We start from the raw sequence: 26,360 nt of genomic DNA, 5'->3' as shown, positions 1-26,360 counted from the left end.
TTACCGAGCGATAGGGGTCAGGCGCAGCAGGTGAATCCGACGGCTGTCGGCGTTCAGGATGCGGAAGCGATAAGGGCCGATTTCCGTGATTTCGTTGCGTTTGGGCAAGTGCCCGAACGCGCTCATCACCAGGCCGCCGACGGTGTCAAACTCATCATCGGAGAACTCGCTGTCGAAAAACTCGTTGAAGTTTTCGATTGGCGTCAGCGCCTTGATCAGGAAGTCGCCGCTTGGCAGTGGCTTGATATAGCTGTCTTCCTCGACGTCGTGCTCGTCTTCGATGTCGCCGACGATTTGTTCCAGCACGTCTTCGATGGTCACCAGGCCCGCCACGCCGCCGTATTCGTCAATGACGATGGCCATGTGGTTGTGGTTGGCGCGAAATTCGCGCAACAGCACATTCAGGCGCTTGGACTCGGGCACGAACGTGGCCGGGCGCAGCAGGTCCTTGATGTTGAAGCTGTCGCCGTTCTCCTTGAGGATCAACGGCAGCAGGTCCTTGGCCAGCAACACACCCATCACGTCATCGTGGCTTTCGCCGATCACCGGGTAGCGCGAGTGGGCCGAGTCAACCACGGCGGGCAGGAACTCGCGAGGGGTCTGGGTCGCCTTGATGCTGACCATTTGCGAGCGCGGGACCATGATGTCCCGTACTTGCAGGTCCGCAACCTGGATGGCGCCTTCGACGATGGCCAGCGCTTCGCTGTCCAACAGTTTGTTCTGGTGTGCGTCGCGCAGGAGCTCCAGCAGCTCCTGACGGTTTTTCGGCTCGTGGGCAAAAGCCTGGGTGAGCTTACCCAGCCAAGACTTCTGCCCGTTGCTCGATCGATCTTCGCTCATAGCGATTACTCTGAATCCTTTGTTGTAACGATAGGGGATGTTTCGGTTTCGTCGTCCACATAGGGGTCTGGATAGCCCAACTCTGCAAGCAACGTTCGTTCCAGTGCTTCCATTTCTTCGGCTTCGTCGTCATCTATATGGTCGTAACCCAGTAGATGCAAGCAACCGTGAATCACCAGATGTGCCCAATGGGCCTTCAATTCCTTGCCTTGTTCGGCGGCTTCGCGCTCGACCACGGCCACACAGATCACCAGATCGCCCAGCAGCGGGATATCCAGAAATTCGTCGGGCACGTCGGCGGGGAACGACAGAACGTTTGTGGCGTAATCCTTTTGCCGCCAGGTGTGATTCAGTTCGCGGCCTTCTGCTTCGTCGACCAGGCGAATGGTCATTTCGGAGTCGGCAGTGCGCTGGCGCAGGGCGAGTTCGCACCATTGGCGGAACTCGGCTTCGCCGGGGGCGGACGCTTGTGTCGCCAGTTGCAGATCAAGCTCAAGCATCGCGGCGATTGTCCTTGGGTGCTTCCTCGGTCACGCGATTTTCGAAGCGCTCGTAGGCTTCGACAATGCGCTGCACCAATGGATGGCGTACAACGTCCTTGGGCATGAAGTGGGTGAAGCTGATACCCGGCACGTCCTTGAGCACCTCGATCACATGGTGCAGCCCGGATTTGGTGCCTTTCGGCAGGTCGACCTGGGTAATGTCACCGGTGATGACCGCGGTGGACCCAAAGCCGATACGGGTCAGGAACATTTTCATTTGCTCGACGGTGGTGTTCTGGCTTTCGTCGAGAATAATGAAACTGTTGTTGAGCGTGCGACCGCGCATGTAAGCCAGCGGTGCCACTTCGATGACCTGGCGCTCGATCAGCTTGGCAACGTGTTCGAAGCCGAGCATTTCGTAGAGCGCGTCATAGAGCGGGCGCAGGTACGGGTCGATCTTCTGCGACAAATCGCCGGGCAGGAAACCGAGCTTTTCGCCAGCTTCAACCGCCGGGCGAACCAGCAGGATGCGGCGAATCTGCTCGCGTTCCAGCGCGTCTACCGCGCAGGCCACCGCCAGATACGTCTTGCCGGTACCGGCAGGGCCGATGCCGAAGTTGATGTCATTACCGAGAATTTCTTTCACATAGCGCAGTTGATTCAAGCCGCGAGGGCGAATCATGCCTTTTTTGGTGCGCAGCGCTACGGAGGGTTCGGAGGGGGAGACGTTATCCAGCTCTTCGACGGCTGATTCCTGCAGGAACAGGTGAACCATGTCCGGCGACAGCTCGGTACCCTTGGTTTCCCGGTACAGACGGCGCAGGAGGTTTTCCGCGGAGGTGGTGTGTTTAGGTTCGCCGATCAATTCGAACTGGTTTCCGCGGTTGCGGATCTCAATGGTCAGGCGCTGTTCGATCAAGCGCAAATGCTCGTCGAATTGCCCGCACAGATTGGCGAAGCGGCGAGCCTCAAAGGGCTCAAGGATGAAACGATGCGGTTCTATGGGTGCGTTCAAGGTCGTATTTAGCCGCCCTGGGGCAATTAAGATGAAATCAAGGATAACGCCAGTGGCGCGGGTGCGAAAGCTCTTAAATATCGCAAGGTCAATCACAGCTCCTGCAGGAGCCGAGCAGGCTCACTCCTACAGGTGGAATGTGGCGTTATTGAATGAGCGAGCCCCGCAGCGAGTGCGGTTGTGCGGCATCAATGTGCACGTCGGCGAACTGGCCAATCAAGGTTGGATTGTCGCAACGGAAGTTGACGATACGGTTGTTTTCGGTCCGGCCTTGCAGCTCGCCGGGGTCTTTTTTCGAGTAATCGGTCACCAGGATCCGCTGGATCGAACCGACCATTTGTCGGCTGATTTCGAAACCTTGCTGATTCAGGCGATGTTGCAGGGCATTCAGGCGCTCTTTCTTCAACTCTTCCGGTGTCTCGTCAGCCAGGTCGGCCGCCGGAGTACCGGGGCGTTGGCTGTAGACGAACGAGTAGGAGAAGTCGAAACCGACGTCTTCGATCAACTTCATGGTCTGTTGGAAGTCTTTCTCGGTTTCACCCGGGAAGCCGACAATGAAGTCCGAACTGATGCAAATACCCGGCACGGCGGCCCGCAGTTTGCGCAGTTTGGATTTGTATTCCAGCGCGGTGTGGTTGCGCTTCATCGCCGAGAGAATCCGGTCCGACCCCGACTGCACCGGTAAATGCAGGTGTTTGACCAGTTCCGGCACATCGGCATGGGCCTGGATCAGGCTGTCGGAAAACTCCAGCGGGTGCGACGTGGTGTAGCGAATCCGGTCGATGCCATCGACAGCTGCCACGACGCGGATCAGCTCGGCCAGATCGGCCAGGCGTCCATCATGGGTAGTGCCGCGATAACCGTTGACGTTCTGACCCAGCAGCGTCACTTCGCGCACGCCGTTTTCTGCCAGGTGGATGATCTCGGCAATCACATCGTCGAACGGGCGGCTGACTTCTTCACCGCGGGTATAGGGCACCACACAGAAAGTGCAGTACTTGCTGCAGCCTTCCATCACCGACACATAAGCGCTTGGGCCATCAATGCGCGGCTCGGGCAAGTGGTCGAATTTTTCGATTTCCGGAAACGAGACGTCGACTTGCGGCAGCTTGGTGGCGCGCGCGGCGTCGATCATTTCTGGCAGGCGGTGCAGGGTTTGCGGGCCGAAGACCACGTCGACATACGGCGCGCGATCACGAATGGCCGCGCCTTCCTGACTGGCCACGCAACCGCCGACGGCGATCACCATGTCCGGGTTGGCGAGTTTCAGTTCACGCCAGCGGCCGAGCTGGGAATACACCCGGTCCTGGGCGCGTTCGCGAATGGAACAGGTGTTGAGCAGGATCACGTCGGCGTCTTCAGCCCGAGCGGTGACTTCCAGGGCCTGGTGTTCACCCAGCAAGTCGACCATGCGCGAGCTGTCGTACTCGTTCATCTGACAACCGTGGGTTTCGATGTAAAGCTTCTTGGCCATGGACAGAGTCATCACGTGATTCAAAGAACCGCGCATTATAGGGAACATGTCTCAAGGTTCCTACCGCTGTGCGTCCGGCGGCTATGCTATAGTTCGCGCCCTCATTTTTATCCCCAAATGTGTTGCTCGCCCGCCATGACCAAACGTGAAGCTCCAATCTACAAGGTGATTTTCCTCAACCAGGGCCAGGTGTACGAAATGTATGCCAAGCAGATCTATCAAAGTGATCTGTGGGGCTTTCTGGAAGTGGAAGAGTTCGTCTTTGGCGAGCGCACGCAAGTGGTCGTCGATCCGAGCGAAGAAAAGCTCAAGGCTCAGTTCGAAGGCGTGGTGCGCAGTTTTGTGCCGATGCATTCGATTGTGCGCATCGACGAGGTAGAGCGTCTGGGTACGCCGAAAATCAGCGAAGCTCGTGGCGCGGTCGGCAACGTCATGCCGTTTCCGATGCCGATGCCTGAGAAGTAAGTCTTAAAACCGAGTTGCCAGAAAGTTCGGCGCAGGAATCAGGGTAAAGGTGCAAAAGGCGTTCGCCCATCCGCACTCTGCAATTCCATCAGGTATTTACGAAAGATTTGCCCCAGTACCTGAGTCGCCACTTCCAACTCTTCGCGCGGCATTTTCTCGGTGACTTCGTCGGCGGTGTCCAGCGCATCTTCAGCACCGTTGACCGCAGCCATTTTCAGCAGAATGTAAGCCTGAACGTTATTGGCCTGAACGCCTTCGCCTCTGAAGAACATGGTGCCCAGTTTGAATTGGGCCTGGGCGTGGCCTTGCAGCGAGGCTTTTTCGAAATAGCTGAGGGCCTGATTGAGGTCGCGTGGCGCGTTTTTGCCTTCGTAGTAAAACTCACCCAACTCGTATTGCGCTTGCGCATCCCCTTCGTCCGACGCTTTCTGGCAGGCAGCGAGGGCTTGCGTCAGGTCTTGCGGCTGAGTATTGAGGGTGCAGCGACCCATCGCTGGGATTAACAACGAGTTGCCGCCCGCTTGTGCGTTCGCGAGCAGGGGCTGAAGGAGCAACAGGCAGCCCAGTGCAAGGGCGCGGCCGGTGCGGTTCATGAGAATCGACTTACCTCTGAAGGGCGCGCGGACCCATCGAGGGATCCAATAAGCGCGCATTATGAAATAAGCAGGGCCAACCTTACAAAGTCTTTACTCGTTTTTCTGCTGCGCGGGGAATATATCGCCCAATTTGCGGGAGATTCTTGGCAGTAGCGTAGGAATAATGGTGCAAATGTAGGTGAAAGCTGACGCTGGCAGACGCCAACGTCAGCGGCACTGCGTTATTTCAATGCTGCGAATGCGCGTTCGGCAGCATCCAGCGTCAGTTTCAATTCGGCTTCGCCGTGAGCGATCGAGGTGAAGCCGGCTTCGAATGCGCTCGGCGCCAGGTACACGCCGCCTTCGAGCATCAGGTGGAAGAATCGCCCGAACAGGGCGGCATCGCTGGCCATCACGTCATCGAAGGTCACGATGTCGTCTGCACCACTGAAGTACAGGCCAAACATGCCGCCCGCTTGTGTGGTCACGAACGGAATGCCCGCCGCATCGGCGCGTTGTTGCAGGCCATCGAGCAGGCGGCTGGTGTATTCGCTCAGCTCGGCATGGAAGCCTGGACGGCTGATCAGGCGCAGGGTGGTCAGGCCGGCGGCCATGGCCAGCGGGTTACCGGACAATGTGCCCGCCTGGTACACCGGGCCCAGTGGCGCGATGTGCGACATGATTTCACGTTTGCCGCCGAAGCAGCCGACCGGCATGCCGCCGCCGATGATCTTGCCAAAAGTGCTCAGGTCCGGCGTTACGCCGAAGTGAGCCTGTGCACCGCCGAGGGCCACGCGAAAACCAGTCATCACTTCGTCGAAAATCAGCACCACACCGTGCTTGTCGCAGAGGGTCCGCAGGCCTTCGAGGAAACCTGGCGCCGGGGGTACGCAGTTCATGTTGCCGGCCACTGGCTCGACAATAATGCACGCCACGTCCTGGCCGACTTCGGCGAGCATGGTTTCCACCGCGTCGATGTCGTTGAACGGCAGGGTCAGGGTGTGTTTGGCGAAGTCCGCCGGCACGCCGGCCGAGCTCGGCACGCCTTGGGTCAATGCGCCGGAGCCGGCCTTGACCAGCAGGCTGTCGGAGTGACCGTGGTAGCAGCCTTCGAACTTGATGATGCTGTCGCGACCGGTGAAACCACGGGCCAGACGGATCGCGCTCATGGTCGCTTCGGTGCCGGAGCTGACCATGCGCACCATTTCCATCGACGGCACGATCGAGCAGACCAGGTCCGCCATCTCGGTTTCCATTGCGGTCGGGGCACCGTAGGACAACCCGTGTTCCAGCTGTTTACGCACCGCGTCCAGCACGTCCGGATGGCTGTGGCCGAGGATCATCGGGCCCCAGGAGCCGACGTAATCTACATAACGCTTGTCGTCTTCGTCGGTGACGTAGGCGCCTTCAGCGTGTTTGAAAAACAACGGGGTGCCGCCAACGCTTTTAAACGCGCGCACTGGCGAGTTCACGCCACCGGGAATGTGTTTCTGGGCATTGGCAAACAGGGTTTCGGAACGAGACATGGTCGGGCTCTCAAATCAGACTTTAAGTAATTCGTTAAAGGCGCGGGCACGGCGTGTCACCTCAGCCGGGCTCTCGGCGCCAAACAGGCCGTGGACAACCGCCAGCAGGTCAACCCCATGGGCTACCAGTGGCGCGGCGTTTTCCAGGGTGATGCCACCAATCGCGCAGATCGGCAGGTGCAGTGTGCGGCGGGCCTGGTCAAGCAGTTCGAGGCTGCAAGTCGGTGCGCCGGGTTTGGTGTTGGAATTGAAGAAACGGCCGAAGGCGACGTAGCTCGCACCTTCTTTGGCAGCCTGTTCGGCGAGTTCGAGTTGTGCGTGGCAGGTCGAACCGATGATGGCTTTGCGACCGAGCAGGGCGCGGGTCGGAGACAACGGACCATCGGTCTGCCCCAGATGCACGCCCACGTTCAGGCGCGCCGCGAGTTCGGCATCGTCGTTGATGATCAACTGAGTCTTATAGCGATCACACAAATCGCGCAGTGCCTCGGCCTCACGCAGGCGCCGGGCCTCGTCGCTGGTCTTGTCGCGGTATTGCAGCAAGGTGACGCCGCCTTCCAGCGCCGCCTCCACGTACGAAAGAAATTTACCGGCCAGCAACTGGCTATCGGTAATGGCGTACAGGCCACGTAGTTTCATCGGACAAGCCTCGGCGCTTTACGCATCAAAAGTTACGAACAGAAATCCAGCGGCAGACGCCGCGGCACGAACTGGCCTTTGCCCAGTTGCTCCGCATCACGCAGGGTTCGCCATGTGTAGTTAAGCGCGGTCTGCACGGCGCTGGCGAGGTTTTCCCCTTGGGCCAGACGACCGGCCAGGGCGCTGGCCAGCGTGCAGCCGGAGCCGTGATAACTGCCGGGCAAGCGCTGGCAGGTAAAGGTTTCGCGGTGACCGTCACGGCTGTACAGGCGATTGTGGATTTCGTGTTCGTCACCATGGCCGCCGGTGATCAGCAGGTGTTTGACGAATGGCAGGAGTTTTTCGGCGCATTCGTCGGCCGTGCCTTCTGGCAGTTCGGCGAGGATGCGCGCTTCGGGAAGGTTAGGGGTGGCGATGATGGACAGGGGCAGCAGGCGTTCGCGCATGGCGTAGCCGACTTCATCTTTGCCCAGTCGTCCGCCACCGCCGGCGCGCAGCACCGGGTCGCAGACCACTGGCAAATGCGGGTGTGCCGTGAGCAGTTCGACAACGGTGTCGACCATCTCCAGGGAACCGAGCATGCCCAGTTTCACCGCGGCGACGTCGGAATCGTTGAGCACGGCATTGGCCTGGGCCAACACCCACTCACGGTCGAGGACGCGAAAGTCAGTGACGTTGACCGTGTCTTGCACGGTCAGGGCGGTGACGGCCGGGGCCGCATGACAACCCTGAGCGAGCAGGGCTTCGATATCTGCCTGCAAGCCGGCGCCACCACTTGGGTCGTGGCCGGAGAGACAGAGGACAACGGGGCGAGAGCTGTAGATATTCATGGTGCGCGAGCTTACCACCAGTCGACCAACGAGTCATGAGACGGACCCTGTAGCCGCTGGCGAAGCCTGCGTCTGGCTGCTACAGGAATGAACAAAACGGCCGATGCATTGACATAACCTGAGCAGGTCGGCAGGTCTTTGGCAAAATTTATCGCTGGAACACCTGTGCTAGAGCCTTTTAAGTAAAACTTTCAATGGTGTTCAATGGCCATCAACGGCTATGCTAGAGTGGATCCAAACCAATAACAGGTAATACCGGTTTTATGTCTACTCAAAGGGAATGAGGGGCTTTTGAGATAACCGGACAGGCCACGCTGGGGCTTAAATGCGCTATTTGCTGATGTTGCTGCTTTGCTTGCCCCTCATGGCGAGCGCCGTCGAGTTCGACGAATTCACCCAGAGCCTTCCCCTGGGCCGAGTCATGCAAGTGTACGAAGACGCGGGTGGTCAGGCGACCATCGCCGATGTTCGTGCGCAGGCGGCGGCCGGAAACTTCAAACCTCACGACAACGCCACGCTCAACGCCGGTTATTCGCGTTCGGTGTTCTGGCTGAAAATCGATCTGCATTACCGCCCGACCAACCCCGCTGCGCAACGCACCTGGTTGCTCGAACTGGCTTATCCGCCCCTCGATCACCTTGATCTGTACTTGCCCGATGCTACCGGCAGCTACCAATTGGTGCGGCAGACCGGCGATGCCTTGCCATTTGCCAGTCGCGAGATCCGCCAGAACAATTACCTGTTCGATTTGAATTTCACCCCTGACCAGGCGCAAACCGTCTACTTGCGCCTGCAAAGTGAAGGCTCGATCCAGGCACCGGTCACCTTGTGGTCGAGCACCGCGTTCCTCGAAGAACAACCGGTGCGCCTCTATGTGTTGGGGTTGATCTACGGCGTGTTGCTGGGAATGCTGGTGTACAACCTGTTCATCTACCTCAGCGTGCGTGACACCAGTTACCTGTATTACATCTTCTACATCGCCTCGTTCGGCCTGTACCAACTGTCGGTCAATGGCGCGGCGGTGCAGTATTTCTGGCCGAACAATCCATGGTGGGCGAACGCGGCCACGCCGTTCTTCATCGGCTGCGCAGGGCTCTTCGGCAGCCAGTTCGCCCGTAGCTTCTTGCAAACCGGCTCTTACGGGCGCTGGCTCGACTGCTTGTTGCTGGCGTTGATTGCGTTCAGCGCGGTGGTGATCGGGCTGTCATTGATGGCCAGTTACGCCCTGTCCTTGCGCCTGGCCACGGCGTTGGCCTTGACCTTCACCGTGGTGATTTTCGCCGCCGGGTTGTGTGCCTGGCTTCGCGGCCTGCGGGTGGCGCGCTACTTCATCATTGCCTGGTCGGCGTTTTTGCTCGGCGGCATCGTCAACACGCTGATGGTGCTGGGTTACCTGCCCAACGTGTTCCTGACCATGTACTCCAGCCAGATCGGCTCGGCGATCGAAGTCGCCTTGTTGTCGCTGGCCCTGGCCGACCGCATCAACGCAATGCGCGAGCAGCAAGCGCAAACATTGTTCGACGCCGGGCAAAAGCTTGAAGTACTGAACCAGCAACTGGCCCACAGTAACAAGCTAAAAGACGAATTCCTCGCCACGTTGACCCACGAATTGCGCACCCCCATGAATGGCGTGATCGGTTCGCTGGAGTTGATGCAAACGGTCGAGATGGACCCAGAGCTGGAGCAATACCAGCAAACCGCCGCCGGCTCGGCGCGAGACATGATGCGCATGGTTAACGGCATCCTGACCCTGACCGAGTTGCAGGCCGGCAAACTCAAAGCCACTGCGGCAACATTCAGTTTGCGCGGTGTGGTCGACGCCTTGCGGACTCAGTTCGAGGGCAATGCCTCGAGCAAGTCGCTGGACTTCAAAGTCGACGTCACTTCGGGGCTGCCGGACCGCTTGCACGGCGACAGCGTCAAACTGGCGCAGTGCCTGGAATGCTTGCTGGACAACGCAATCAAGTTCACCCGGGTCGGCGGACTCGCGCTGCGGGTGACGGGTAAACCGGTGAAAAACGGTCGGCTGCCGTTGTCGTTTGCGGTGATCGACACCGGCATCGGTTTCACCGATCTGGGGGAGGCGACTATGTATCAGCGTTTCTTCCAGCTCGACGGTTCAATGACGCGCGAGTACGGCGGTTTGGGCGTGGGCCTGGCGATTTGTCGGCAACTGGTCGAATTGCTCGGTGGGCGCCTGACGCACCGTTCGGAGCCGGGTAGCGGTAGCCGCTTCCAGCTGGATGTCGAATTTGAAGTGGCCGTGGTAGAGCGACCGCCGATACCGATGATGAGTGGCGACCCCACGCGTTTGCGCTTGCCTCAGGATTGCAGCGTGTTGCTGGTCGACAATAACAGCGTCAACCAGTTGGTGATGCGCGGCATGTTGCTCAAGCTCGGGTTTCGGGTGCGTTCCGCGGATAACGGCGTGGCGGCGCTCGATCAGTTACAGCGTGAAACCTTTGATGCGGTGTTGCTTGACTGCCAATTGCCCCCTCTGGATGGCCACTCGTTGTGCTGCCAGATCCGCGACCTGCCGGGCTGCGCCGAGTTGCCGGTGTTCGTGGTCGCACTCAGCGTCGATCGCGAACGCTGCCCGACCGGTGACATGATCGATTACTTGAACAAACCGGTGAAATTCGAAGATTTGCAGGCTGCGCTGTACCGCCGGGTGTTGTGCCCTAGACAGGGCGAAAGCGCCGACAGTTAGGCGCATATGCCACTTTGTTCAGCCACGGGGCAGTGCTTAACTGAATTCCTTGGCTGATCCGAAGGAGCCCCGTCATGAACCTGCATCAGTTCGCCGAAACCCACGAAGTCACCAACCAGCCACCGTCGCTGGACGGCACCAACCTCTACCGCATTGACCTGCCGCTGCAGGAGTGGTCGCGACGGTTCGGGGCCGGTTGGGCCGAGTCGCGGATCGACGCCTATGGCGCACTGGCCGGCGGGTCCCTGATGGAGGCCGGGTTCCTCGCCAATCAGAACAAACCCGTATTCGTCAGTCATGACCGTTATGGCCATCGCATCGATCTGGTGGAGTTCCACCCGGCCTATCACCAATTGATGCGCACCGCCGTCGAGCACGGACTGACGTCGTTGCCCTGGACGCATCCGCAATCCGGTGCGCATGTCGCCCGCGCGTCCATGAGCTATCTGCACAGCCAGGCCGAGGCCGGTAGCGGTTGCCCGTTGACCATGACCTTCGCCAGCGTCCCGGCGATGCGCTTGCAACCGGATCTGGCCGAGCAGTGGCTGCCGAAAATCCTGTCGACCGAATACGACCCGCGTAACGTCGGCATGGCCCACAAGGCCGGTGTAACCATTGGCATGGCCATGACCGAGAAGCAGGGCGGCACCGACGTGCGCGCCAACACCACCAAGGCGTATCCGGTCGGCGCCGGTGGTCCGGGCCAGGCTTACGAACTGGTGGGGCACAAGTGGTTCTGTTCGGCGCCGATGTGCGATGCCTTCCTGACCCTGGCACAAACGGACAAAGGGTTGACCTGTTTCCTGCTGCCGCGCCATCGTCCCGACGATACGCGTAATCAGTTCTACATCCAGCGCCTGAAAAACAAACTGGGCAATTGCTCCAACGCCTCCAGCGAAGTGGAGTTCCGTGGGGCACTGGCGTGGATGATCGGCGAGGAAGGGCGGGGCGTGCCGACCATCATCGAGATGGTCGCCATGACCCGCTTCGATTGCATGGTCGGCTCCAGCGCACTGATGCGCCAGGCCCTGACCCAAGCCAGCCATCACTGCGCTCACCGTTTGGTCAGTGGCAAGCTGCTCAGCGAACAACCGTTGATGCAAAACGTTCTCGCTGATCTGGCACTGGAAAGCGAAGCCGCCCTGGCCTTGAGCCTGCGCATGGGCAAGGCGCTGGATCACCAGGGCAATAGCCATGAAGCGAAATTCGCCCGGCTGGTGACGGCGGTGGGCAAATACTGGATCTGCAAACGCGCGCCCGCGATGATCAACGAAGCGGCGGAATGTATGGGCGGTGCCGGGTATGTCGAAGAAAGCATCCTGCCGCGCCTGTATCGGGAGGCGCCGGTCAATTCGACGTGGGAAGGTTCCGGCAATGTGCAGTGCCTGGATGTGTTGCGCGCCTTGTCGAAGGAACCGGGCGTGCTGGATGTGTTGTTCAACGAACTGGGTGATGGCCATGGCGACAAACGCCTGGCCGCGCACATCAGCCAGTTGCAGGCGGCGTTCAAGGACACCCGCGACATCCAATACCGCGCGCGGCAATTGACCGAAGACATCGCGCTGGGGCTTCAGGCCAAGCTGCTGCTGGAGGCGGGAAATGCGACGGTCAGCGATGCGTTTATTGCCAGTCGTCTCGGCTCAGCCGGTCGGGCGTATGGCGCGTTGCCGCGTGGGCTGGATGTGGAAGCGATTGTGGCCCGGTCGACCCCACATATGTGATCGACTCAGAACCCTGTGGGAGCGGTGGTGTGCTCAGGAGCGGTGAATCAGCATGCCACTGTTCCCGTGAAGCGACGATGCAGGCAAGATGAAGGTCTGCAAGTCAGAACACAGGATGCTGATCGTGACCGAAGCTTTTATTGTCGTTCAAACCGCCGAGCAAGCCGTGGACCGGCTTGCGCTCTTGCACAATCGTGCAACCACCGCGCTGAACCAGGCGCTCAAGCGTTACCTCAAGGATCGTGTCGAACCGGACGCCGAACAGCGTGCGATGTTTCGTTATCCCGAACTGCGTCTGACCTATCACTGCCAGGGCGAAGTCCCGCAGACCACGCGCGCTTATGCCAAGGTTCAACTGCCCGGGACCTACAGCGTCACCGTCACCCATCCGGCGGCTTTCCGTAAATACCTGCTGGAACAGCTCGTGCCGCTGATGCACGACTTCACCGTGACCGTCGAAGTCGGCGTCAGTCAGCAGAACATTCCTTATCCGTATGTGGTCGAGCAGGGCGATGAGCTGGCCGGCTCCGGCGTAACTGCGGCGGTGCTGGCGCGGGTATTCCCGAGTACCGACTTGTCCGCTGCGACCGATGGCATTGCCGATGGTTTGTACGATTGGGAAAACACCGATCCGCTACCGCTGGCACTGTTCGACGCCGCGCGGGTGGACTTTTCCCTGCGTCGGCTGGTGCATTACACCGGCAGTGACTGGCGTCATGTGCAGCCGTGGATCCTGCTGACCAACTACCACCGCTACGTTGACCAGTTCATCGTCCATGGCCTGGAGCAATTGCGCAGCGACCCGCGTTTTGTGCGCATGGTCTTGCCGGGCAATGTGATTATCGAAAAGAGCATGGACCACGGCGAAGCCTCGGCGATTGCGGCGGGTGTGGTCTGGCACCGTTACCAGATGCCGGCCTACCACCTGATCGCCAGCGATGGCCACGGCGTGACGCTGGTCAACATCGGCGTCGGCCCGTCCAACGCCAAGAACATTACCGACCACCTGGCGGTGTTGCGCCCGCATTGCTGGCTGATGATCGGCCATTGCGGCGGCTTGCGTCAGTCACAGACCATTGGCGACTACGTGCTGGCGCACGCTTACATGCGCCGCGACGGGATTCTCGACCGGGTCGTGCCGCCGAACATTCCGATTCCGGCCTTGGCTGAAGTGCAGATGGCGTTGCAGCAAGCGGCGGCCAACATCACCGGCGAAAAAGGCGACGAGCTGAAGAAACGCCTGCGCACCGGCACGGTACTGACGTATGACGACCGTAACTGGGAACTGCGCTGGGCGCAGGAACGCCCGTTGATCAACCTGTCTCGCGCTGTCGCCGTGGACATGGAAAGCGGCACTATCGCCGCCCAGGGCTATCGGTTGCGGGTGCCTTACGGCACGTTGCTGTGTGTTTCGGACAAACCGTTGCACAGCGAAATCAAGCTGCCGGGCTCGGCCAACGCCTTCTATGAGCGCGCGGTCAGCCAGCACTTGAAGATCGGCATTGAAGCGGTGGATCTGTTGCGCACCGAACTCAACTCGCTGCACTCGCGCAAACTGCGCAGCTTTGACGAGCCGCCGTTCCGCTGATTCGTGATGGTCATTTGACGGTCAGGGCACTAGCATTGGCAGCCCTGACCGTTAGATGTTTCTTTCCTCATGCCCCGTCCACCACGTCTCGCAACTCGCCGTCCTGGCGCTCATACTCCGACCTCGGCACCGCGCCGTGTCGCCAAAGCGCCGCCAGCCGAGCCGAAGCTGATCCTGTTCAACAAACCGTTCGACGTGCTGACCCAATTCAGCGACGGAGATGGGCGGGCGACGCTCAAGGATTACATCGAGATTCCGGGGATCTATCCGGCGGGACGGCTGGACCGCGACAGCGAAGGTTTATTGTTGCTGACCAACGATGGTCAACTTCAGGCGCGGATCGCCGACCCGAAACACAAACTGGCCAAGACCTATTGGGTGCAGGTGGAAGGCGAGCCGAGCGCCGAGCAATTGCAGCGTTTGCGTGATGGCGTTGAACTGAACGACGGCATGACGCTGCCGGCCCAGGCGCGGCAGCTTGAAGAGCCGGCGCTGTGGCCACGCAACCCGCCGGTGCGCTTTCGCAAAAGCGTGCCGACGAGCTGGCTGGAACTGGTGATTCGCGAAGGGCGAAACCGTCAGGTGCGGCGCATGACGGCGGCGGTCGGCTTGCCGACATTGCGTCTGGTGCGGGTCAGAATCGGAGACTGGACGATCGAGGGGCTCGATCAGGGCCAGTGGAAGGAAGTGCCGGCGCGCTTATAGCGTGCCGGATTCGATCAGGCCGATCACCACGCTTTTGATCACGAACGCGGCCACGCCCAGCCCCAGCACAAAGAACAGAATCATCGAGCCAAAGCGTCCGGCCTTGGACTTCTTCGCCAGATCCCAGACGATGAAGCCCATGAAAATGATCAGGATGCTGACCAGGCCAGTCATCATCCACTCTTCAAATACTGCAGGATCCATCGAACATCTCCAGCGCAGGCGCGGCTAAAAGGGCGCGGCGAGTATACGCCACGGGGGATTGGCGAAGTATTGACCTGCGTCGGTGTGTCGCAGTCATTCGTCGCCTGTGCCGTCCCTATCGCGAGCAGGCGTCCTCAGCTGCGCAAATGAGTCAGCGGTAATTCAGTGCTATTGAGCACCTGATTCAACACAAAACTCGACCGCACACTCGTCACCCCTTCAATCCGGGTCAGGTGCCCCAGCAACAGTTTCTGATAGTGATCCATGTCGGGCACCACCACCTTCAACTGATAATCCGCATCCATCCCCGTTACCAGGCTGCATTCCAGCACCTGTGGCAGCGTACGAATCGCCGCTTCGAAGTTCTCGAACCGTTCCGGCGTGTGTCGGTCCATGCCGATCAGCACATAGGCCGTCAGACTCAAACCGAGCATTTTGCGGTCGAGCAGGGCGACCTGACGGGTGATGTAGCCGTCGTCTTCCAGTTGCTTGACCCGGCGCGAGCATGGCGAAGGTGACAGCCCAATGCGTTCGGCCAGTTCCTGATTGGAGATGCGCGCGTCACGCTGCAATTCCGCCAAAATGCTCAAGTCGTATCGGTCCAGTTTGCTCATCAATCAGGCCTTTGTCGTAACTATTGCGGCAGATTATCTATCCAGGGTTAAAAATTGCGCAAGTGATGTTTATTTGAGCAATCTTCGCAATCCTCTGCCGGCGCGCCAAGCCTATTCTTATCACCAGAATCACTGCTCGGACAAACAGTCCACAGCGACTCGCCCAATCAGGCCAGTCGCGGCCGCCACCCCCACCGGGGATGTGTCGGCCCCGAGCTGCACACTGTCCAGAAGACGGCGTGAGGTGAGCCGGCGTCATAAACGTCGAGCACGGACGAAGTTCTCAAAGGGAGGCCGACGGGTCTCCCTTTTCTTTTGCCGGCGATTTCTCTTCTGCCCTCAATAAATAAGTTTCGCGACTGATAACCTGTTGCAGAACCGGCCTGTGCTTTTCCAGTCTTACGTACAGGCCCTAACCCGCAGTGAGGAAAAGCATGAAGTCGCGCATCTGGCGGTTGGCCGGTGTTGGTTTGCTGTGTGTCGGTGTCGCTGCGCAATCGCTGGCCGATGATCAGCAAAACCGTGGGCCCGATGGCGGGCAGCATGGGTCGGATGGCCATCAGGGCAACGGTCAGGGGCATGGCAACAGTCAGCAACGCCCGCAGAACGATCAGCAGAATAATCAGCCGCGTCCGCAGAGCAACGAGATCATACGTGGCGAAAACAGCCGCCAGTTCGAACATAACGGCCAAAATCAAAACAACGGTCAATGGCAGAATCAGAACCAGCCACGGCCGCAGCACGACTACAACAACCCGGTTCGCTCGCCGCCACCACCTCCGCAATTACCCGCCAATGACCTGCCGATACAAGGCCGGCCCGACACCGTGCGCCAGACCCAACAGCCGCAGCGTGGTTATTATCAGGACAATCCGCACAACAACGGATACAACCAGCAGTGGCAAACCGGCGGTATGGGCGCACGGCCCAATGATCATTACTGGGCCGGTCGCCCGAATGGTCGCGGCAACGGTTGGGGACCCGGTCCGCAGTATCGGCCCGGTCAGGTGATCGATCGCTTCCCGGATCGCGATTACCGCGTTCCTTACGGCGGTCGGGATTACTTCTATTCCGGCGGCTACTGGTATCGCCCGCAAGGCCCGCGTTACGTAGTGGTGCAGCCGCCGCGCGGGATCCGTGTCAGTTACTTGCCCGATTACGCCCGTGAAGTGTGGATTGGCGGGGCATTACTGTTCCTGGCAGCCGGGTCGTATTACGCCTATCAAGAAAACACTCAGGATTACGTGGTGGTCGAACCACCGGGACAACCGCTGCCGCAATCGTCCAGCAATGGCTATGACGTCGAGGCGTACCCGGCCAGCGGCCAGTCGCCGGAACAGGTCAGTCAGGACGGTTACGAGTGCTACCAATACGCGGTGCAGCAGAGCGGTTTTGATCCACGCGCCGACACTTACCAACCTGACCCTTCGGTGGTGCAAGCCTACCGACAGGCCCAGGGCAATTGCCTGGGCAGTCGTGGTTATCAGGTCAAGTTCTGAGTCTTGGCAGCCAGCACCACTTCCTGCGGGTCGGCGTGCACCAGCACTTCGGCTCGCGGGTAGGCGGCATGGATGGCGTCGGCGGCTTGATCGCTGATGCCGTGGGCGACTGACAGCGTCAAATCCCCCGGCAATTCCAGGTGCAGTTGCACGAACCACTGGTTGCCTGAAATCCGCGTGCGCAAATCGTGCGCCCCCAAAACACCCGGCACGCTGCACGCCAGTTCAAGCATGTGCTGACTGACATCCGGCGGCAATTCTTCATCCATCAACACCGTAAAGCTTTCCCGGGCGATCTGAATCGCGCTCCAGAGAATGTACGCGGCAATCGCCAGGCCGAACCACGGGTCGACCTGATGCCAGCCAAACCCGGCCAGCACCAGCGCCACCAGAATGCTGCCGTTGAGCAGCAGGTCCGAGCGGTAGTGCAGCGAATCCGCACGCACCGCGTTAGAGCCAGTGGCTTTGACCACGCGATGCTGCAACATCAGCAAGGCCACCGTCAGCACCAGGGAAAATACGATCACCCCGATGCTGATCCACGGCGCGCCGACCGGCTCCGGGTGTTGCAGACGGTCAATCGCCTGCATGGAAATCAACACCGCACTGCCGCCAATGAATAACGCTTGGGCCATGCCCGCCAGCGACTCGGCCTTGCCATGCCCGTAACGATGATCGTCATCGGCGGGGCGCAAGGCGTAATGCACCGCCAGCAAGTTGAGCAGCGACGTGACGCCGTCGAGCGCCGAGTCGGTCAATCCGGCGAGCATGCTCACCGAACCACTCAACCACCAGGCGATGGCTTTGGCGACGATCAGCGTGCACGCCACCGCCACCGAGGCACGGGTCGCCAGCCGCAGCAGGCGGGCGTGTTCGGAGCTGGAAGTCATAGGGGCAGCTTTTCCTTTGGGTGCACCGATTAAGCGGCGGGTTGCAGGCCGAGCAGGGCCAGTTGCTGGGTGCTGCCTTTGTGCTGGATCAGGCGTGGGTCGTCCAGCGGGAAGCTGCGGCCCAGTTCAGTTTCCAGAATAGTCTGCAACGTGTGGTTATCGACCTTGCCGTCGGCACCCATCGCTTCCTTGAGCTTCTCCGGATCTACCTGAGCGGTCTTGCCTGGCTCGAAGTAAATCGCACCAGTGGCGAAGTCGACCGCAAACGCGATCAGGCCGGGAATGATGTAGAACAACAGGCCCACGGCGTCCAGCGCGGCGATAGCCGGGTCGATTTTACCGTCGATTTGCCCACGGCGGTCGGGGTAGAAAATCGATCCGCAAGCGGTCAGCTGGGTCAGCAGGGTTGCAACCAGCACACCGCCAATCAGGCGAAAGGGAACACGCATATGAATTCTCCTGGGTAATTTCAAAACGAAAGAGCGTCGGTATGAATTAAGACCCTGACGAACGCCCGGCAGTTCGCCGTTATACTCGGCCCTCTGTTTTGGAGCCAGCATGATTTCTTTGCCGATTGATGAAGTTTTACCCGCGTTGCGTGAAGCCTTGGCGACACGCAACGAAGCCGTGCTCGAAGCACCGCCCGGTGCCGGTAAGACCACCCGTGTTCCATTGGCCCTGCTCAACGAGGCCTGGCTGGCCGGGCAAACCATTCTGATGCTTGAACCGCGCCGGCTGGCAGCGCGGGCGGCGGCGGAGCGGCTGGCCAGTGAATTGGGGGAGAAGGTGGGCGAAACGGTCGGCTATCGCATTCGTCTCGACAGCAAAGTCGGCCCCAAGACCCGCATCGAAGTGGTCACCGAAGGCATCCTGACGCGCCGTTTGCAGGACGATCCGGCGCTGGAAGGCGTTGGCTTGCTGATCTTCGATGAATTCCACGAGCGCAGCCTCGACGCCGACCTGGCATTGGCCCTTAGCCTGAATGGCCGGGAGCTGTTTCGTGACGATCAACCGCTGAAAATTCTGTTGATGTCGGCAACCCTGGAGGGCGAACGCCTGGCCGGGTTGCTCGACGATGCGCCGATCCTGCGTAGCGAAGGCCGCATGTACCCGGTGGCGATGCACTGGGGGCGTCCGTTCCAGCCCGGTGAATTCATCGAGCCGCGACTGGTGCAAACCATCCTTGAAGCCTTGAACGATGAAACCGGCAGCCTTCTGGTGTTCCTGCCCGGGCAGGCGGAAATCCGTCGGGTCCATCAGCAACTGGCCGATGCGTTGGGCGATAGCCCCCAGGTGCTGCTGTGCCCGCTGCACGGTGAACTGGACCTGAACGCCCAGCGCGCGGCGATTGATCCGGCACCGGCAGGCTTTCGCAAAGTGGTGCTGGCAACCAACATCGCCGAGACCAGCCTGACCATCGACGGCGTGCGCGTGGTGATCGATGCCGGATTGGCGCGGGTGCCGCGCTTCGACCCCGGCAGCGGCATGACCCGCCTCGACACCCAGCGCATTTCCAAGGCCAGTGCCACGCAGCGCGCGGGCCGGGCAGGGCGGTTGGAGCCAGGCGTGTGTTATCGCTTGTGGTCGCAGGATCAGCACGAGCAACTGGCGGCCTACGCCAGTGCCGAAATTCTCTCGGCGGACCTCGCCGGCCTGGCGTTGCAACTTGGTCGCTGGGGCGTTACACCGGGTCAGTTGGTTTGGCTGGATGTGCCTCCAGCCGCCGCTTATGCCCAGGCTCAGGACTTGCTGGATCGACTGGGCGCATTGGACGGCGAAGCGCTGACCCGTCACGGTCAGGCCATGGCCGAACTGCCGGCGCACCCGCGTATCGCGCATTTATTGTTGCGCGGCCAGGCGCTCGGCTTGGCCGACATGGCCTGCGATGTCGCGGCGTTGCTCGGTGAGCGCGATATCTTGCGCGGCGCTGGCGCCGATCTGCACAGTCGCTTGGTGCTGTTGTCTGGCGAAGAACGTGCCGCTCGCGGCGCTCAGGGCGGTGTACAACGGGCCCGGCAACTGGCGCGACAGTATCGCGGTTACCTGCGCGGCAAAGCCTCGGAGCCGGTCAGTGATCCGGATCACCCGCGCTGGCTCGGCGCATTGCTGGCGCTGGCCTATCCCGACCGCGTTGCCCAGCAGCGTCGAGCCGGTGGCGCGGAATATCGCTTGGCCAACGGCCGCGCCGCACTGTTCGCCGAGGCTGACAGCTTGATGAAACAGGCGTGGCTGGTGATCGCCGATCTCGGCAGTCGTCAGGGCCAGCGCGAGGAACGAATTTATCTGGCGGCGGATTTCGATCCGGCGTTATTCGACTCGGTGCTCGCCGAGCAAGTGCGCATCGTCGATCAACTGGATTGGGACGAGCGCGAAGGCGTGTTGCGTGCCGAGCGTCAGCGCAAGGTCGGCGAACTGATCCTCAGTCGCGAACCGTTGACCGGTCTCGATGAAACCGCGCGCAGTCAGGCGCTGGTCAATCTGGTACGACGCAAAGGGTTGGAGCTGTTGCCGTGGACGCCGGAGCTACGTCAGTGGCAGGCGCGAGTGGCCTTGTTGCGTCAGCTGGACCTCAGCAGCAAAAGCGCCAGTGAATGGCCGGATGTCAGCGACGCCGCTCTGCTCAAAAGCCTTGAACATTGGCTGATGCCCTACCTGGGCAAAGTCTCGCGGCTCAGTCATTTCGCCAATCTGGACCTGTCGAGCATCGTCCATAACCTGCTGCCATGGCCGTTGCCGCAACGGCTCGATGAGCTGGCGCCGCATCATCTGAGCGTGCCGTCGGGGTCATCGATTCGTCTGGATTACAGCGAGCAGCCGCCGATTTTGGCGGTGCGATTGCAGGAGCTGTTCGGCCTCGCTGAGACACCGCGCATTGCCGGTGGCCGGCAGGTGGTGAAGTTGCACCTGCTGTCCCCGGCACGGCGGCCGGTGCAGGTGACCCAGGACCTGGCGAACTTCTGGCGCAGCACGTATGCCGAGGTGAAGAAGGATTTGAAGGGGCGGTATCCCAAGCATTACTGGCCGGATGATCCATTGGTGGCCGAAGCGACTGCGCGGATCAAACCCCGCAAGTAATCGCTACCGTCTGGCCTGTTGGGAACGCAACCCTGTGGCGAGGGGGGGGTCGACTGGCTCAACAGTTGTGCCAGGCATTAAGGCCGGGTAGCAGCCTTCGCCGTCAACTGCTCCCGACAATAATCGGCAAACAACTGCGCCGGTTTGGTCAGTTGCCCACGCTTGAGCCACGCCGCCACCAGTCCTGAACCGGTGACGTCTTCGACGATGTCCACACACACCACTTTCTGCCCGTCGTAGGTGCACTCCGAATGCGGTCGCGTGACCAGGATGGAGAAGCCGAACCCTTGCCCGACCATGCCGCGGACCATCTCGATTGACGGTGAGCTGAAGGCAATAGTGGGCGACAGGTTCAATTCTTCGAACAGACTGACGAAGTACGTCCGGCTCGGCTGCACGTCCAGCAGAATCATCGGCTCCAGGCACAGGTCGCGCAGCGACACCTGCTTGAGCTGGGCAAAGCGATGGTCCGCCGGCAGCAACGCATAAGGTCGCTGCGCCGGCATCAGCGGTTCGGTCTGGATGGTGGCGTCGAGGTCGTGTTCATACAGGATCGCCAGGTCGAACGTGCCCGACGTCAGGCCTTGCACCAGCTCTTGCTGCTCGCCGTCGCGGATGCGGATTTTCACTCCCGGGTACAGCGCCGAGAACCCGGCAATCAATTGCGGCAGGTACAGCGGCGCGACCGTTTCGAAGCAACCAATGTCGATCTGCCCGGCCACCACGTCATTGTCGGCCAGGGCGTTCTGTTCGAACTCCTTGGCCATGCGCAGCAGTTCCTGGGCCTTGCGGTAGAAGCGCGCGCCGCTCGGCGTCAAGGACACGCCTTGGGCGTGATGCCGGATCAGCAGTTGCACGCCGAAGCTGTCTTCCAGGCCTTTGATCGCCGTGGAAATAGCCGGCTGGGCGATGTACAGCTTGCGCGAGGCCTCGGCGACGCTGCCGCATTCGACGGTGGTGATGAAGTATTTCAGTTGACGCAAGTTGTAGGCAGCCACGGCAAACCTCGGGGTGGATGATCCAGGCATCCAGGCAATTTTCGCGCCGACGGCGTCCGTTCTGACGACGGTGTTGTTGTGCCTGAACAATAACCACATACCGCGCAACGGGGGAGGTTGGCTGCCCAGTTTTTTCATGGTCTGCGAAAACATTTTTACTATTTTTCGTGGACACGGGGCTGGGCCACCATCCAGTCACAAGAAAAGCCCTTGGAGCATCTGAACGTGTTCGAGCTTGCATATTGGCAAAACAAAGCCGCCGCACTGCAGTTTCCTGACCAGGCCGTCATCGACGGTAAACGCCGTTCCGCGCAGTCCGGCCAGACGTTCGCCGCGATCAACCCGGCCACCGGGCAATGCCTGGCCAACGTGACTGCGTGTGGCGATGAAGAGGTCAACGCTGCTGTCAGCAATGCGCGGCAGGTCTTTGAAGCCGGCACCTGGTCGACGCGTTCGCCCGGTGAGCGCAAACAGGTGCTGCTGCGCCTGGCTGACCTGATCATGACCCACCGCGAAGAACTGGCACTGCTTGACTCGTTGAACATGGGCAAACCGGTCATGGACGCCTACAACATCGACGTGCCGGGCGCGGCCGGTGTGTTTCGCTGGTACGCCGAAAGCCTCGACAAACTCTACGACCAGATCGCCCCCAGCGCGCAGAACGTGCTGGCAACCATCACCCGTGAAGCCCTCGGCGTGATCGCTGCCGTGGTGCCGTGGAATTTCCCGCTGGACATGGCCGCGTGGAAACTCGCACCGGCCCTGGCCGCCGGCAACTCGGTGATTCTGAAACCCGCCGAGCAATCACCCTTTTCCGCCCTGCGCCTGGCCGAGCTGGCGCTGGAAGCCGGCTTGCCTGCGGGGGTATTGAACGTGCTGCCGGGCCTCGGCGAGCAGACCGGCAAAGCCCTCGGCTTGCACCCGGATGTCGATTGCCTGGTGTTCACCGGCTCCACGGAAGTCGGCAAATACTTCATGCAGTATTCCGCGCAATCGAACCTTAAACAGGTGTGGCTGGAGTGCGGCGGCAAGAGTGCAAACCTGGTGTTCGCCGATTGCCAGGACCTCGATCTGGCCGCTGAAAAAGCGGCGTTCGGGATCTTCTTCAATCAGGGCGAAGTTTGCTCGGCCAACTCGCGTTTGCTGGTGCAGCGCTCGATCCACGATGCGTTTGTCGAACGCCTCATGGCGCACGCCGAACGCTGGCTGCCGGGCGATCCACTGGACCCGTCGAGCGGCGCCGGGGCGATTGTCGACAGTCGCCAGACCGCGCGCATCATGACGTTCATCCAGCAAGCCGAACGTCAGGGCGCGACAAAAGTGTGCGGTGGCCGGCAGTCGATCTTCAACGGCTCTGACAACTTCATTCAGCCGACGATTTTCACCGGTGTGACCCCGGACATGCCGCTGTTTCGCGACGAAGTATTCGGCCCGGTGCTGGCGGTTACCGCATTCGATGACGAGGCTCACGCCTTGCAACTGGCCAACGACAGCGTCTACGGTCTGGCGGCTTCGCTGTGGACCGACGACCTCAATCGCGCCCACCGTGTGGCGCGGCAATTGCGAGCGGGGACGGTGTCGGTCAACAGCGTCGATGCACTCGACGTGACCGTGCCTTTCGGCGGTGGCAAACAGTCCGGTTTCGGCCGCGACTTGTCGCTGCATTCATTCGATAAATACACCCAGTTGAAGACCACCTGGTTTCAGCTGCGCTGATAACAGCCGCTCATAACAAAACGGAGAACTGGCGATGACCACACCACGTGAAACCCGCGACTACCAGGCCGCCGACGCTGCGCACCACATCCACGCTTTCGTCGATCAAAAGGCACTCAACGACGAAGGGCCTCGGGTAATGGTCCGTGGCGAACGCCTGCACTTGTGGGACAACGACGGTCGGCGCTACCTCGACGGCATGTCCGGGCTGTGGTGCACCAACCTCGGTTATGGTCGCAAAGACCTGGCGGCGGCAGCGACCCGGCAGCTTGAACAACTGCCTTACTACAACATGTTTTTCCACACCACTCACCCGCAGGTGATTGAGTTGTCTGAGCTGCTGTTCAGCCTGTTGCCAGGGCACTACAGCCACGCGATCTATACCAACTCGGGGTCTGAAGCCAACGAGGTGCTGATCCGCACCGTGCGCCGTTACTGGACGATTGTCGGCAAGCCCGAGAAGAAAATCATGATCGGTCGCTGGAACGGTTATCACGGCTCGACCCTGGCCGCGACGGCGCTCGGCGGCATGAAGTTCATGCACGAAATGGGCGGCATGATTCCCGACATCGAACACATCGACGAGCCGTACTTTTTCGCCCATGAAGGCAACCTGACCCCGGCGGAATTTGGCCTGCGGGCCGCGCAGCAACTGGAAGCAAAGATTCTCGAACTGGGTGCGGACAAGGTCGCAGGCTTCATCGCCGAACCGTTCCAGGGCGCGGGCGGGATGATTTTTCCGCCAGAGAGCTACTGGCCTGAGATTCAGCGCATCTGCCGCCAGTACGACGTGCTGCTGTGCGCGGATGAAGTGATCGGCGGCTTCGGTCGCACCGGTGAATGGTTTGCCCACGAGTACTTCGGTTTTGAGCCTGACACGCTGTCGATTGCCAAGGGTTTGACCTCCGGTTACATCCCGATGGGCGGGTTGATCCTGTCGAAGAAAATGGCCCAGGTGCTGGTGGAGCAGGGTGGGGTGTTTGCTCACGGCCTGACGTATTCCGGGCACCCGGTAGCGGCGGCGGTGGCGATTGCCAACCTCAAGGCCTTGCGCGATGAAGGGGTGGTGACGCGGGTCAAGGATGACATCGGCCCGTACCTGCAACAGTGCTTGCGCGAGGTGTTCGGCAATCACCCGTTGGTGGGGGATATTCAAGGCGTCGGCATGGTCGCGGCGCTGCAACTGGCCGAGGACAAAATCAGCCGCAAGCGCTTTGCCAACGAGAACGACATCGCGTGGCGTTGCCGCACGATTGGCTTCGACGAGGGAGTGATTATTCGCTCGACGCTGGGTCGGATGATCATGGCGCCGGCGTTGATTGCCAGTCGTGAGGAGATTGATGAGCTGGTGGGCAAGACCCTCAAAGCAGTTGATCGTACGGCGCAGGAGTACGGCCGGCTCTGATTTGGCTGGAAGGTCCTTCGGACCTTAATCGCGGGCAAGCCCGCTCCCACAGGTTATGTGTCGTATCTAAATTATCCGGTCGACATACAACCCTGTGGGAGCGGGCTTGCCCGCGATTGCTTTTGTCCATTCAACACATGTCTCACCTTTTGCACCCACCTCGGGCACCCCCGCCCACACCGCCCTTTTCCAGTGCGCGCTACACAGCTTTTTCATCATTCGCCTCGACATATTTCCTAATTTTCCTTCTCCCCGCGCTGGGCCAACATCGACTTCGCCAGTCAGCCCGATGCTGCCCGCCGAATGGTCCATCAGAGACCGCAGGTGTCAGCTGATTTTCCGGACCGCTGGCCGTACTGCCCATCAAAACTAAATCAACAGCTTTGGGAGTGCTCCATGATCAAGTCCTTGCTAACCCGCATCGCTCATCCATTGGCGATCACCGCCATCGCCGCGACGGTCGCCACCAGCGCCCAGGCCGGCACCCTTTCTATCGGTCACACCACCTGGGTCGGCTACGGCACCCTCTACCTGGCTCAGGACCTGGGCTACTTCAAGGAAAACGGCTTGACCGTCGAATTGCCCGTCGTCGAAGAGGCTTCGATGTACATGGCCGCGCAGGCCTCGGGCGAGTTGTCAGGCTCGGCGTCGACCATCGACGAAGTGCTGAAGTACCGTCCGCAATTCTGCTTCAAGGCAGTGGCCGCGCTCGATGACAGCCATGGTGGCGACGGCGTGCTGGTGGGCAAGGACGTCAAGAGCCTGCAGGAGCTCAAAGGCAAAGCGGTGGCAGTGAATGAAGGGTCGACCTCGCAGTTCTGGCTGTCTTACCTGCTGAAAAAGCACGGCATGAAAATGAGCGACATCACCGTGCAGAACATGACGGCTGACGATGCTGCAACTGCGTTCATCGCCGGTCGCGTTCCTGCTGCGGTGACGTGGGAGCCGCATCTGTCGATGGTGCGTGACAAGCAGCAGGGCAAGGTGCTGATCGACAGCAGCAGCACTCCTGGCGTGATTGTCGATGTGGTCGCGCTGAACTGCACCGTCATCGAAAAGCAGCCGGAAGACGTCAAGGCGTTGGTCGCCGGTCTTTACAAAGCCGTGAAATATACCCAGGACCACCCGGAAGAAGCCTACAAAATCATGGCCAAAGGCGTCGGCGGTTACCTCGCCGATCCGAAGGAGTTGGCCGCCGCCGCGCAAGGCGTGCGCTTCTACGATCAGGCCATGAGCGAAAAACTCCTCGGCTCGCCAGGCAAGCCGGGCGATAGCGAACCGTTGATCAAACTGGCCAACGAAACCGCGAGCGAACTGCAGGGCAAACCCTACAACGTCAGCAATGACGATCTGATCGACAACCGTTTCGTCACCCCGCTCTAGGAGGTT

The 26,360-nt window shown here is 60.4% G+C and carries 23 protein-coding genes; 10 read left to right on the top strand and 13 right to left on the bottom strand.

Annotated elements, in window-relative coordinates; all coding sequences use genetic code 11:
- The 4 genes from NL116_RS27750 to miaB all read right to left on the bottom strand — a co-directional run bounded on the left by NL116_RS27750 (position 1) and on the right by miaB (position 3,811).
- On the bottom strand, positions 1–840 hold the full coding sequence (locus NL116_RS27750) for a CorC family transporter (protein WP_027924283.1): 840 nt from the start codon (positions 838–840) through the stop codon (positions 1–3).
- Between the two features lie 5 nt (positions 841–845).
- Positions 846–1,340, bottom strand: a complete 495-nt coding sequence (ybeY, locus tag NL116_RS27745; protein ID WP_494374898.1) for an rRNA maturation RNase YbeY — start codon at positions 1,338–1,340, stop codon at positions 846–848.
- Complete coding sequence (locus NL116_RS27740; RefSeq protein WP_027924281.1) at positions 1,333–2,337, bottom strand: PhoH family protein; 1,005 nt, start codon at positions 2,335–2,337, stop codon at positions 1,333–1,335. The genes ybeY and NL116_RS27740 overlap by 8 nt, the downstream gene beginning before the upstream one ends.
- 145 nt (positions 2,338–2,482) lie before the next feature.
- Entirely contained in the window at positions 2,483–3,811 is a 1,329-nt protein-coding gene (gene miaB / locus NL116_RS27735) for a tRNA (N6-isopentenyl adenosine(37)-C2)-methylthiotransferase MiaB (RefSeq protein WP_494374897.1), read from the bottom strand.
- 135 nt (positions 3,812–3,946) lie between these two features.
- Between miaB and NL116_RS27730 the strand changes: the two genes are divergently transcribed.
- On the top strand, positions 3,947–4,276 hold the full coding sequence (locus NL116_RS27730) for a DUF1820 family protein (RefSeq protein WP_007894425.1): 330 nt from the start codon (positions 3,947–3,949) through the stop codon (positions 4,274–4,276).
- A gap of 38 nt (positions 4,277–4,314) precedes the next feature.
- Here NL116_RS27730 and NL116_RS27725 read toward each other — a convergent pair whose 3' ends face one another.
- The 4 genes from NL116_RS27725 to NL116_RS27710 all read right to left on the bottom strand — a co-directional run bounded on the left by NL116_RS27725 (position 4,315) and on the right by NL116_RS27710 (position 7,846).
- A complete protein-coding gene (locus NL116_RS27725; RefSeq protein ID WP_494374896.1) occupies positions 4,315–4,869 on the bottom strand; it encodes a tetratricopeptide repeat protein in 555 nt (184 codons plus the stop codon).
- A gap of 224 nt (positions 4,870–5,093) precedes the next feature.
- Positions 5,094–6,377, bottom strand: coding sequence for a glutamate-1-semialdehyde 2,1-aminomutase (hemL, locus tag NL116_RS27720; protein WP_494374895.1), 1,284 nt, complete (start codon positions 6,375–6,377; stop codon positions 5,094–5,096).
- A gap of 15 nt (positions 6,378–6,392) precedes the next feature.
- Complete coding sequence (gene thiE, locus NL116_RS27715) at positions 6,393–7,016, bottom strand: thiamine phosphate synthase (protein ID WP_494374894.1); 624 nt, start codon at positions 7,014–7,016, stop codon at positions 6,393–6,395.
- A gap of 32 nt (positions 7,017–7,048) precedes the next feature.
- Positions 7,049–7,846, bottom strand: coding sequence for a hydroxymethylpyrimidine/phosphomethylpyrimidine kinase (locus NL116_RS27710; RefSeq protein WP_494374893.1), 798 nt, complete (start codon positions 7,844–7,846; stop codon positions 7,049–7,051).
- Between the two features lie 325 nt (positions 7,847–8,171).
- Here NL116_RS27710 and NL116_RS27705 point away from each other — a divergent pair, with 325 nt between their 5' ends.
- The 4 genes from NL116_RS27705 (at position 8,172) to NL116_RS27690 (ending at position 14,570) form a co-directional block, all read left to right on the top strand.
- Positions 8,172–10,556: a 7TM diverse intracellular signaling domain-containing protein gene (locus NL116_RS27705; RefSeq protein ID WP_494374892.1), complete on the top strand. Its 2,385-nt coding sequence runs from the start codon at positions 8,172–8,174 to the stop codon at positions 10,554–10,556.
- 74 nt (positions 10,557–10,630) lie between these two features.
- On the top strand, positions 10,631–12,277 hold the full coding sequence (locus tag NL116_RS27700; protein ID WP_494374891.1) for an acyl-CoA dehydrogenase family protein: 1,647 nt from the start codon (positions 10,631–10,633) through the stop codon (positions 12,275–12,277).
- A gap of 88 nt (positions 12,278–12,365) precedes the next feature.
- On the top strand, positions 12,366–13,865 hold the full coding sequence (amn, locus tag NL116_RS27695) for an AMP nucleosidase (RefSeq protein WP_185045067.1): 1,500 nt from the start codon (positions 12,366–12,368) through the stop codon (positions 13,863–13,865).
- Positions 13,866–13,934: 69 nt separating this feature from the next.
- Positions 13,935–14,570, top strand: coding sequence for a pseudouridine synthase (locus NL116_RS27690; protein ID WP_494374890.1), 636 nt, complete (start codon positions 13,935–13,937; stop codon positions 14,568–14,570).
- On the opposite strand, the gene NL116_RS27685 is transcribed toward NL116_RS27690, so the two are convergent.
- Together NL116_RS27685 and NL116_RS27680 are read right to left on the bottom strand one after the other, a co-directional pair.
- The gene (locus NL116_RS27685; protein WP_027924271.1) at positions 14,565–14,774 is read right to left on the bottom strand and encodes a DUF2788 domain-containing protein; all 210 of its coding nucleotides are present in this window, start codon (positions 14,772–14,774) and stop codon (positions 14,565–14,567) included. The two genes, NL116_RS27690 and NL116_RS27685, sit on opposite strands and share 6 nt — an antisense overlap.
- A 134-nt stretch (positions 14,775–14,908) precedes the next feature.
- Positions 14,909–15,388 carry an Lrp/AsnC family transcriptional regulator gene (locus NL116_RS27680; protein ID WP_007894448.1) on the bottom strand — a complete coding sequence of 160 codons (480 nt, stop codon included), beginning with the start codon at positions 15,386–15,388 and terminating at the stop codon, positions 14,909–14,911.
- A gap of 434 nt (positions 15,389–15,822) precedes the next feature.
- Between NL116_RS27680 and NL116_RS27675 the strand changes: the two genes are divergently transcribed.
- Positions 15,823–16,887, top strand: a complete 1,065-nt coding sequence (locus NL116_RS27675; RefSeq protein WP_494374889.1) for a DUF6515 family protein — start codon at positions 15,823–15,825, stop codon at positions 16,885–16,887.
- On the opposite strand, the gene NL116_RS27670 is transcribed toward NL116_RS27675, so the two are convergent.
- Both NL116_RS27670 and pmcY read right to left on the bottom strand, forming a co-directional pair.
- Positions 16,872–17,777: a cation diffusion facilitator family transporter gene (locus NL116_RS27670; protein WP_494374888.1), complete on the bottom strand. Its 906-nt coding sequence runs from the start codon at positions 17,775–17,777 to the stop codon at positions 16,872–16,874. The genes NL116_RS27675 and NL116_RS27670 overlap by 16 nt on opposite strands.
- Positions 17,778–17,806: 29 nt before the next feature.
- A complete protein-coding gene (gene pmcY / locus NL116_RS27665) occupies positions 17,807–18,226 on the bottom strand; it encodes a periplasmic Zn2+ metallochaperone PmcY (protein WP_494374887.1) in 420 nt (139 codons plus the stop codon).
- Between the two features lie 109 nt (positions 18,227–18,335).
- Between pmcY and hrpB the strand changes: the two genes are divergently transcribed.
- On the top strand, positions 18,336–20,852 hold the full coding sequence (gene hrpB / locus NL116_RS27660; protein WP_494374886.1) for an ATP-dependent helicase HrpB: 2,517 nt from the start codon (positions 18,336–18,338) through the stop codon (positions 20,850–20,852).
- A gap of 77 nt (positions 20,853–20,929) precedes the next feature.
- Here the strand turns inward: hrpB and NL116_RS27655 are convergent, their stop codons facing one another.
- On the bottom strand, positions 20,930–21,850 hold the full coding sequence (locus tag NL116_RS27655; protein WP_494378145.1) for a LysR substrate-binding domain-containing protein: 921 nt from the start codon (positions 21,848–21,850) through the stop codon (positions 20,930–20,932).
- Positions 21,851–22,075: 225 nt separating this feature from the next.
- Between NL116_RS27655 and NL116_RS27650 the strand changes: the two genes are divergently transcribed.
- The 3 genes from NL116_RS27650 to NL116_RS27640 all read left to right on the top strand — a co-directional run bounded on the left by NL116_RS27650 (position 22,076) and on the right by NL116_RS27640 (position 26,354).
- Positions 22,076–23,566 carry an aldehyde dehydrogenase gene (locus tag NL116_RS27650; RefSeq protein ID WP_494374885.1) on the top strand — a complete coding sequence of 497 codons (1,491 nt, stop codon included), beginning with the start codon at positions 22,076–22,078 and terminating at the stop codon, positions 23,564–23,566.
- Positions 23,567–23,600: 34 nt separating this feature from the next.
- Positions 23,601–24,971: an aspartate aminotransferase family protein gene (locus tag NL116_RS27645; RefSeq protein ID WP_494374884.1), complete on the top strand. Its 1,371-nt coding sequence runs from the start codon at positions 23,601–23,603 to the stop codon at positions 24,969–24,971.
- Between the two features lie 396 nt (positions 24,972–25,367).
- On the top strand, positions 25,368–26,354 hold the full coding sequence (locus NL116_RS27640; RefSeq protein ID WP_494374883.1) for an ABC transporter substrate-binding protein: 987 nt from the start codon (positions 25,368–25,370) through the stop codon (positions 26,352–26,354).
- Positions 26,355–26,360: the final 6 nt, after the last annotated feature.

Source organism: Pseudomonas sp. FBCC-B1667, from assembly GCF_059133255.1.
This window is presented reverse-complemented; position numbering and strand designations above follow the sequence as displayed.

Excerpts from the sequence above, each read along its gene's own strand:
- pmcY (WP_494374887.1), bottom strand. The coding sequence starts at position 18,226 with ATGCGTGTTCCCTTTCGCCTGATTGGCGGTGTGCTGGTTGCAACCCTG.
- NL116_RS27750 (WP_027924283.1), bottom strand. The coding sequence starts at position 840 with ATGAGCGAAGATCGATCGAGCAACGGGCAGAAGTCTTGGCTGGGTAAG.
- NL116_RS27730 (WP_007894425.1), top strand. The coding sequence starts at position 3,947 with ATGACCAAACGTGAAGCTCCAATCTACAAGGTGATTTTCCTCAACCAG.
- NL116_RS27700 (WP_494374891.1), top strand. The coding sequence starts at position 10,631 with ATGAACCTGCATCAGTTCGCCGAAACCCACGAAGTCACCAACCAGCCA.
- miaB (WP_494374897.1), bottom strand. The coding sequence starts at position 3,811 with ATGGCCAAGAAGCTTTACATCGAAACCCACGGTTGTCAGATGAACGAG.
- NL116_RS27710 (WP_494374893.1), bottom strand. The coding sequence starts at position 7,846 with ATGAATATCTACAGCTCTCGCCCCGTTGTCCTCTGTCTCTCCGGCCAC.
- NL116_RS27640 (WP_494374883.1), top strand. The coding sequence starts at position 25,368 with ATGATCAAGTCCTTGCTAACCCGCATCGCTCATCCATTGGCGATCACC.
- NL116_RS27645 (WP_494374884.1), top strand. The coding sequence starts at position 23,601 with ATGACCACACCACGTGAAACCCGCGACTACCAGGCCGCCGACGCTGCG.
- hrpB (WP_494374886.1), top strand. The coding sequence starts at position 18,336 with ATGATTTCTTTGCCGATTGATGAAGTTTTACCCGCGTTGCGTGAAGCC.
- ybeY (WP_494374898.1), bottom strand. The coding sequence starts at position 1,340 with ATGCTTGAGCTTGATCTGCAACTGGCGACACAAGCGTCCGCCCCCGGC.
- NL116_RS27725 (WP_494374896.1), bottom strand. The coding sequence starts at position 4,869 with ATGAACCGCACCGGCCGCGCCCTTGCACTGGGCTGCCTGTTGCTCCTT.
- NL116_RS27685 (WP_027924271.1), bottom strand. The coding sequence starts at position 14,774 with ATGGATCCTGCAGTATTTGAAGAGTGGATGATGACTGGCCTGGTCAGC.
- NL116_RS27680 (WP_007894448.1), bottom strand. The coding sequence starts at position 15,388 with ATGAGCAAACTGGACCGATACGACTTGAGCATTTTGGCGGAATTGCAG.
- NL116_RS27670 (WP_494374888.1), bottom strand. The coding sequence starts at position 17,777 with ATGACTTCCAGCTCCGAACACGCCCGCCTGCTGCGGCTGGCGACCCGT.
- amn (WP_185045067.1), top strand. The coding sequence starts at position 12,366 with ATGAAGGTCTGCAAGTCAGAACACAGGATGCTGATCGTGACCGAAGCT.
- hemL (WP_494374895.1), bottom strand. The coding sequence starts at position 6,377 with ATGTCTCGTTCCGAAACCCTGTTTGCCAATGCCCAGAAACACATTCCC.
- NL116_RS27675 (WP_494374889.1), top strand. The coding sequence starts at position 15,823 with ATGAAGTCGCGCATCTGGCGGTTGGCCGGTGTTGGTTTGCTGTGTGTC.
- thiE (WP_494374894.1), bottom strand. The coding sequence starts at position 7,016 with ATGAAACTACGTGGCCTGTACGCCATTACCGATAGCCAGTTGCTGGCC.
- NL116_RS27705 (WP_494374892.1), top strand. The coding sequence starts at position 8,172 with ATGCGCTATTTGCTGATGTTGCTGCTTTGCTTGCCCCTCATGGCGAGC.
- NL116_RS27690 (WP_494374890.1), top strand. The coding sequence starts at position 13,935 with ATGCCCCGTCCACCACGTCTCGCAACTCGCCGTCCTGGCGCTCATACT.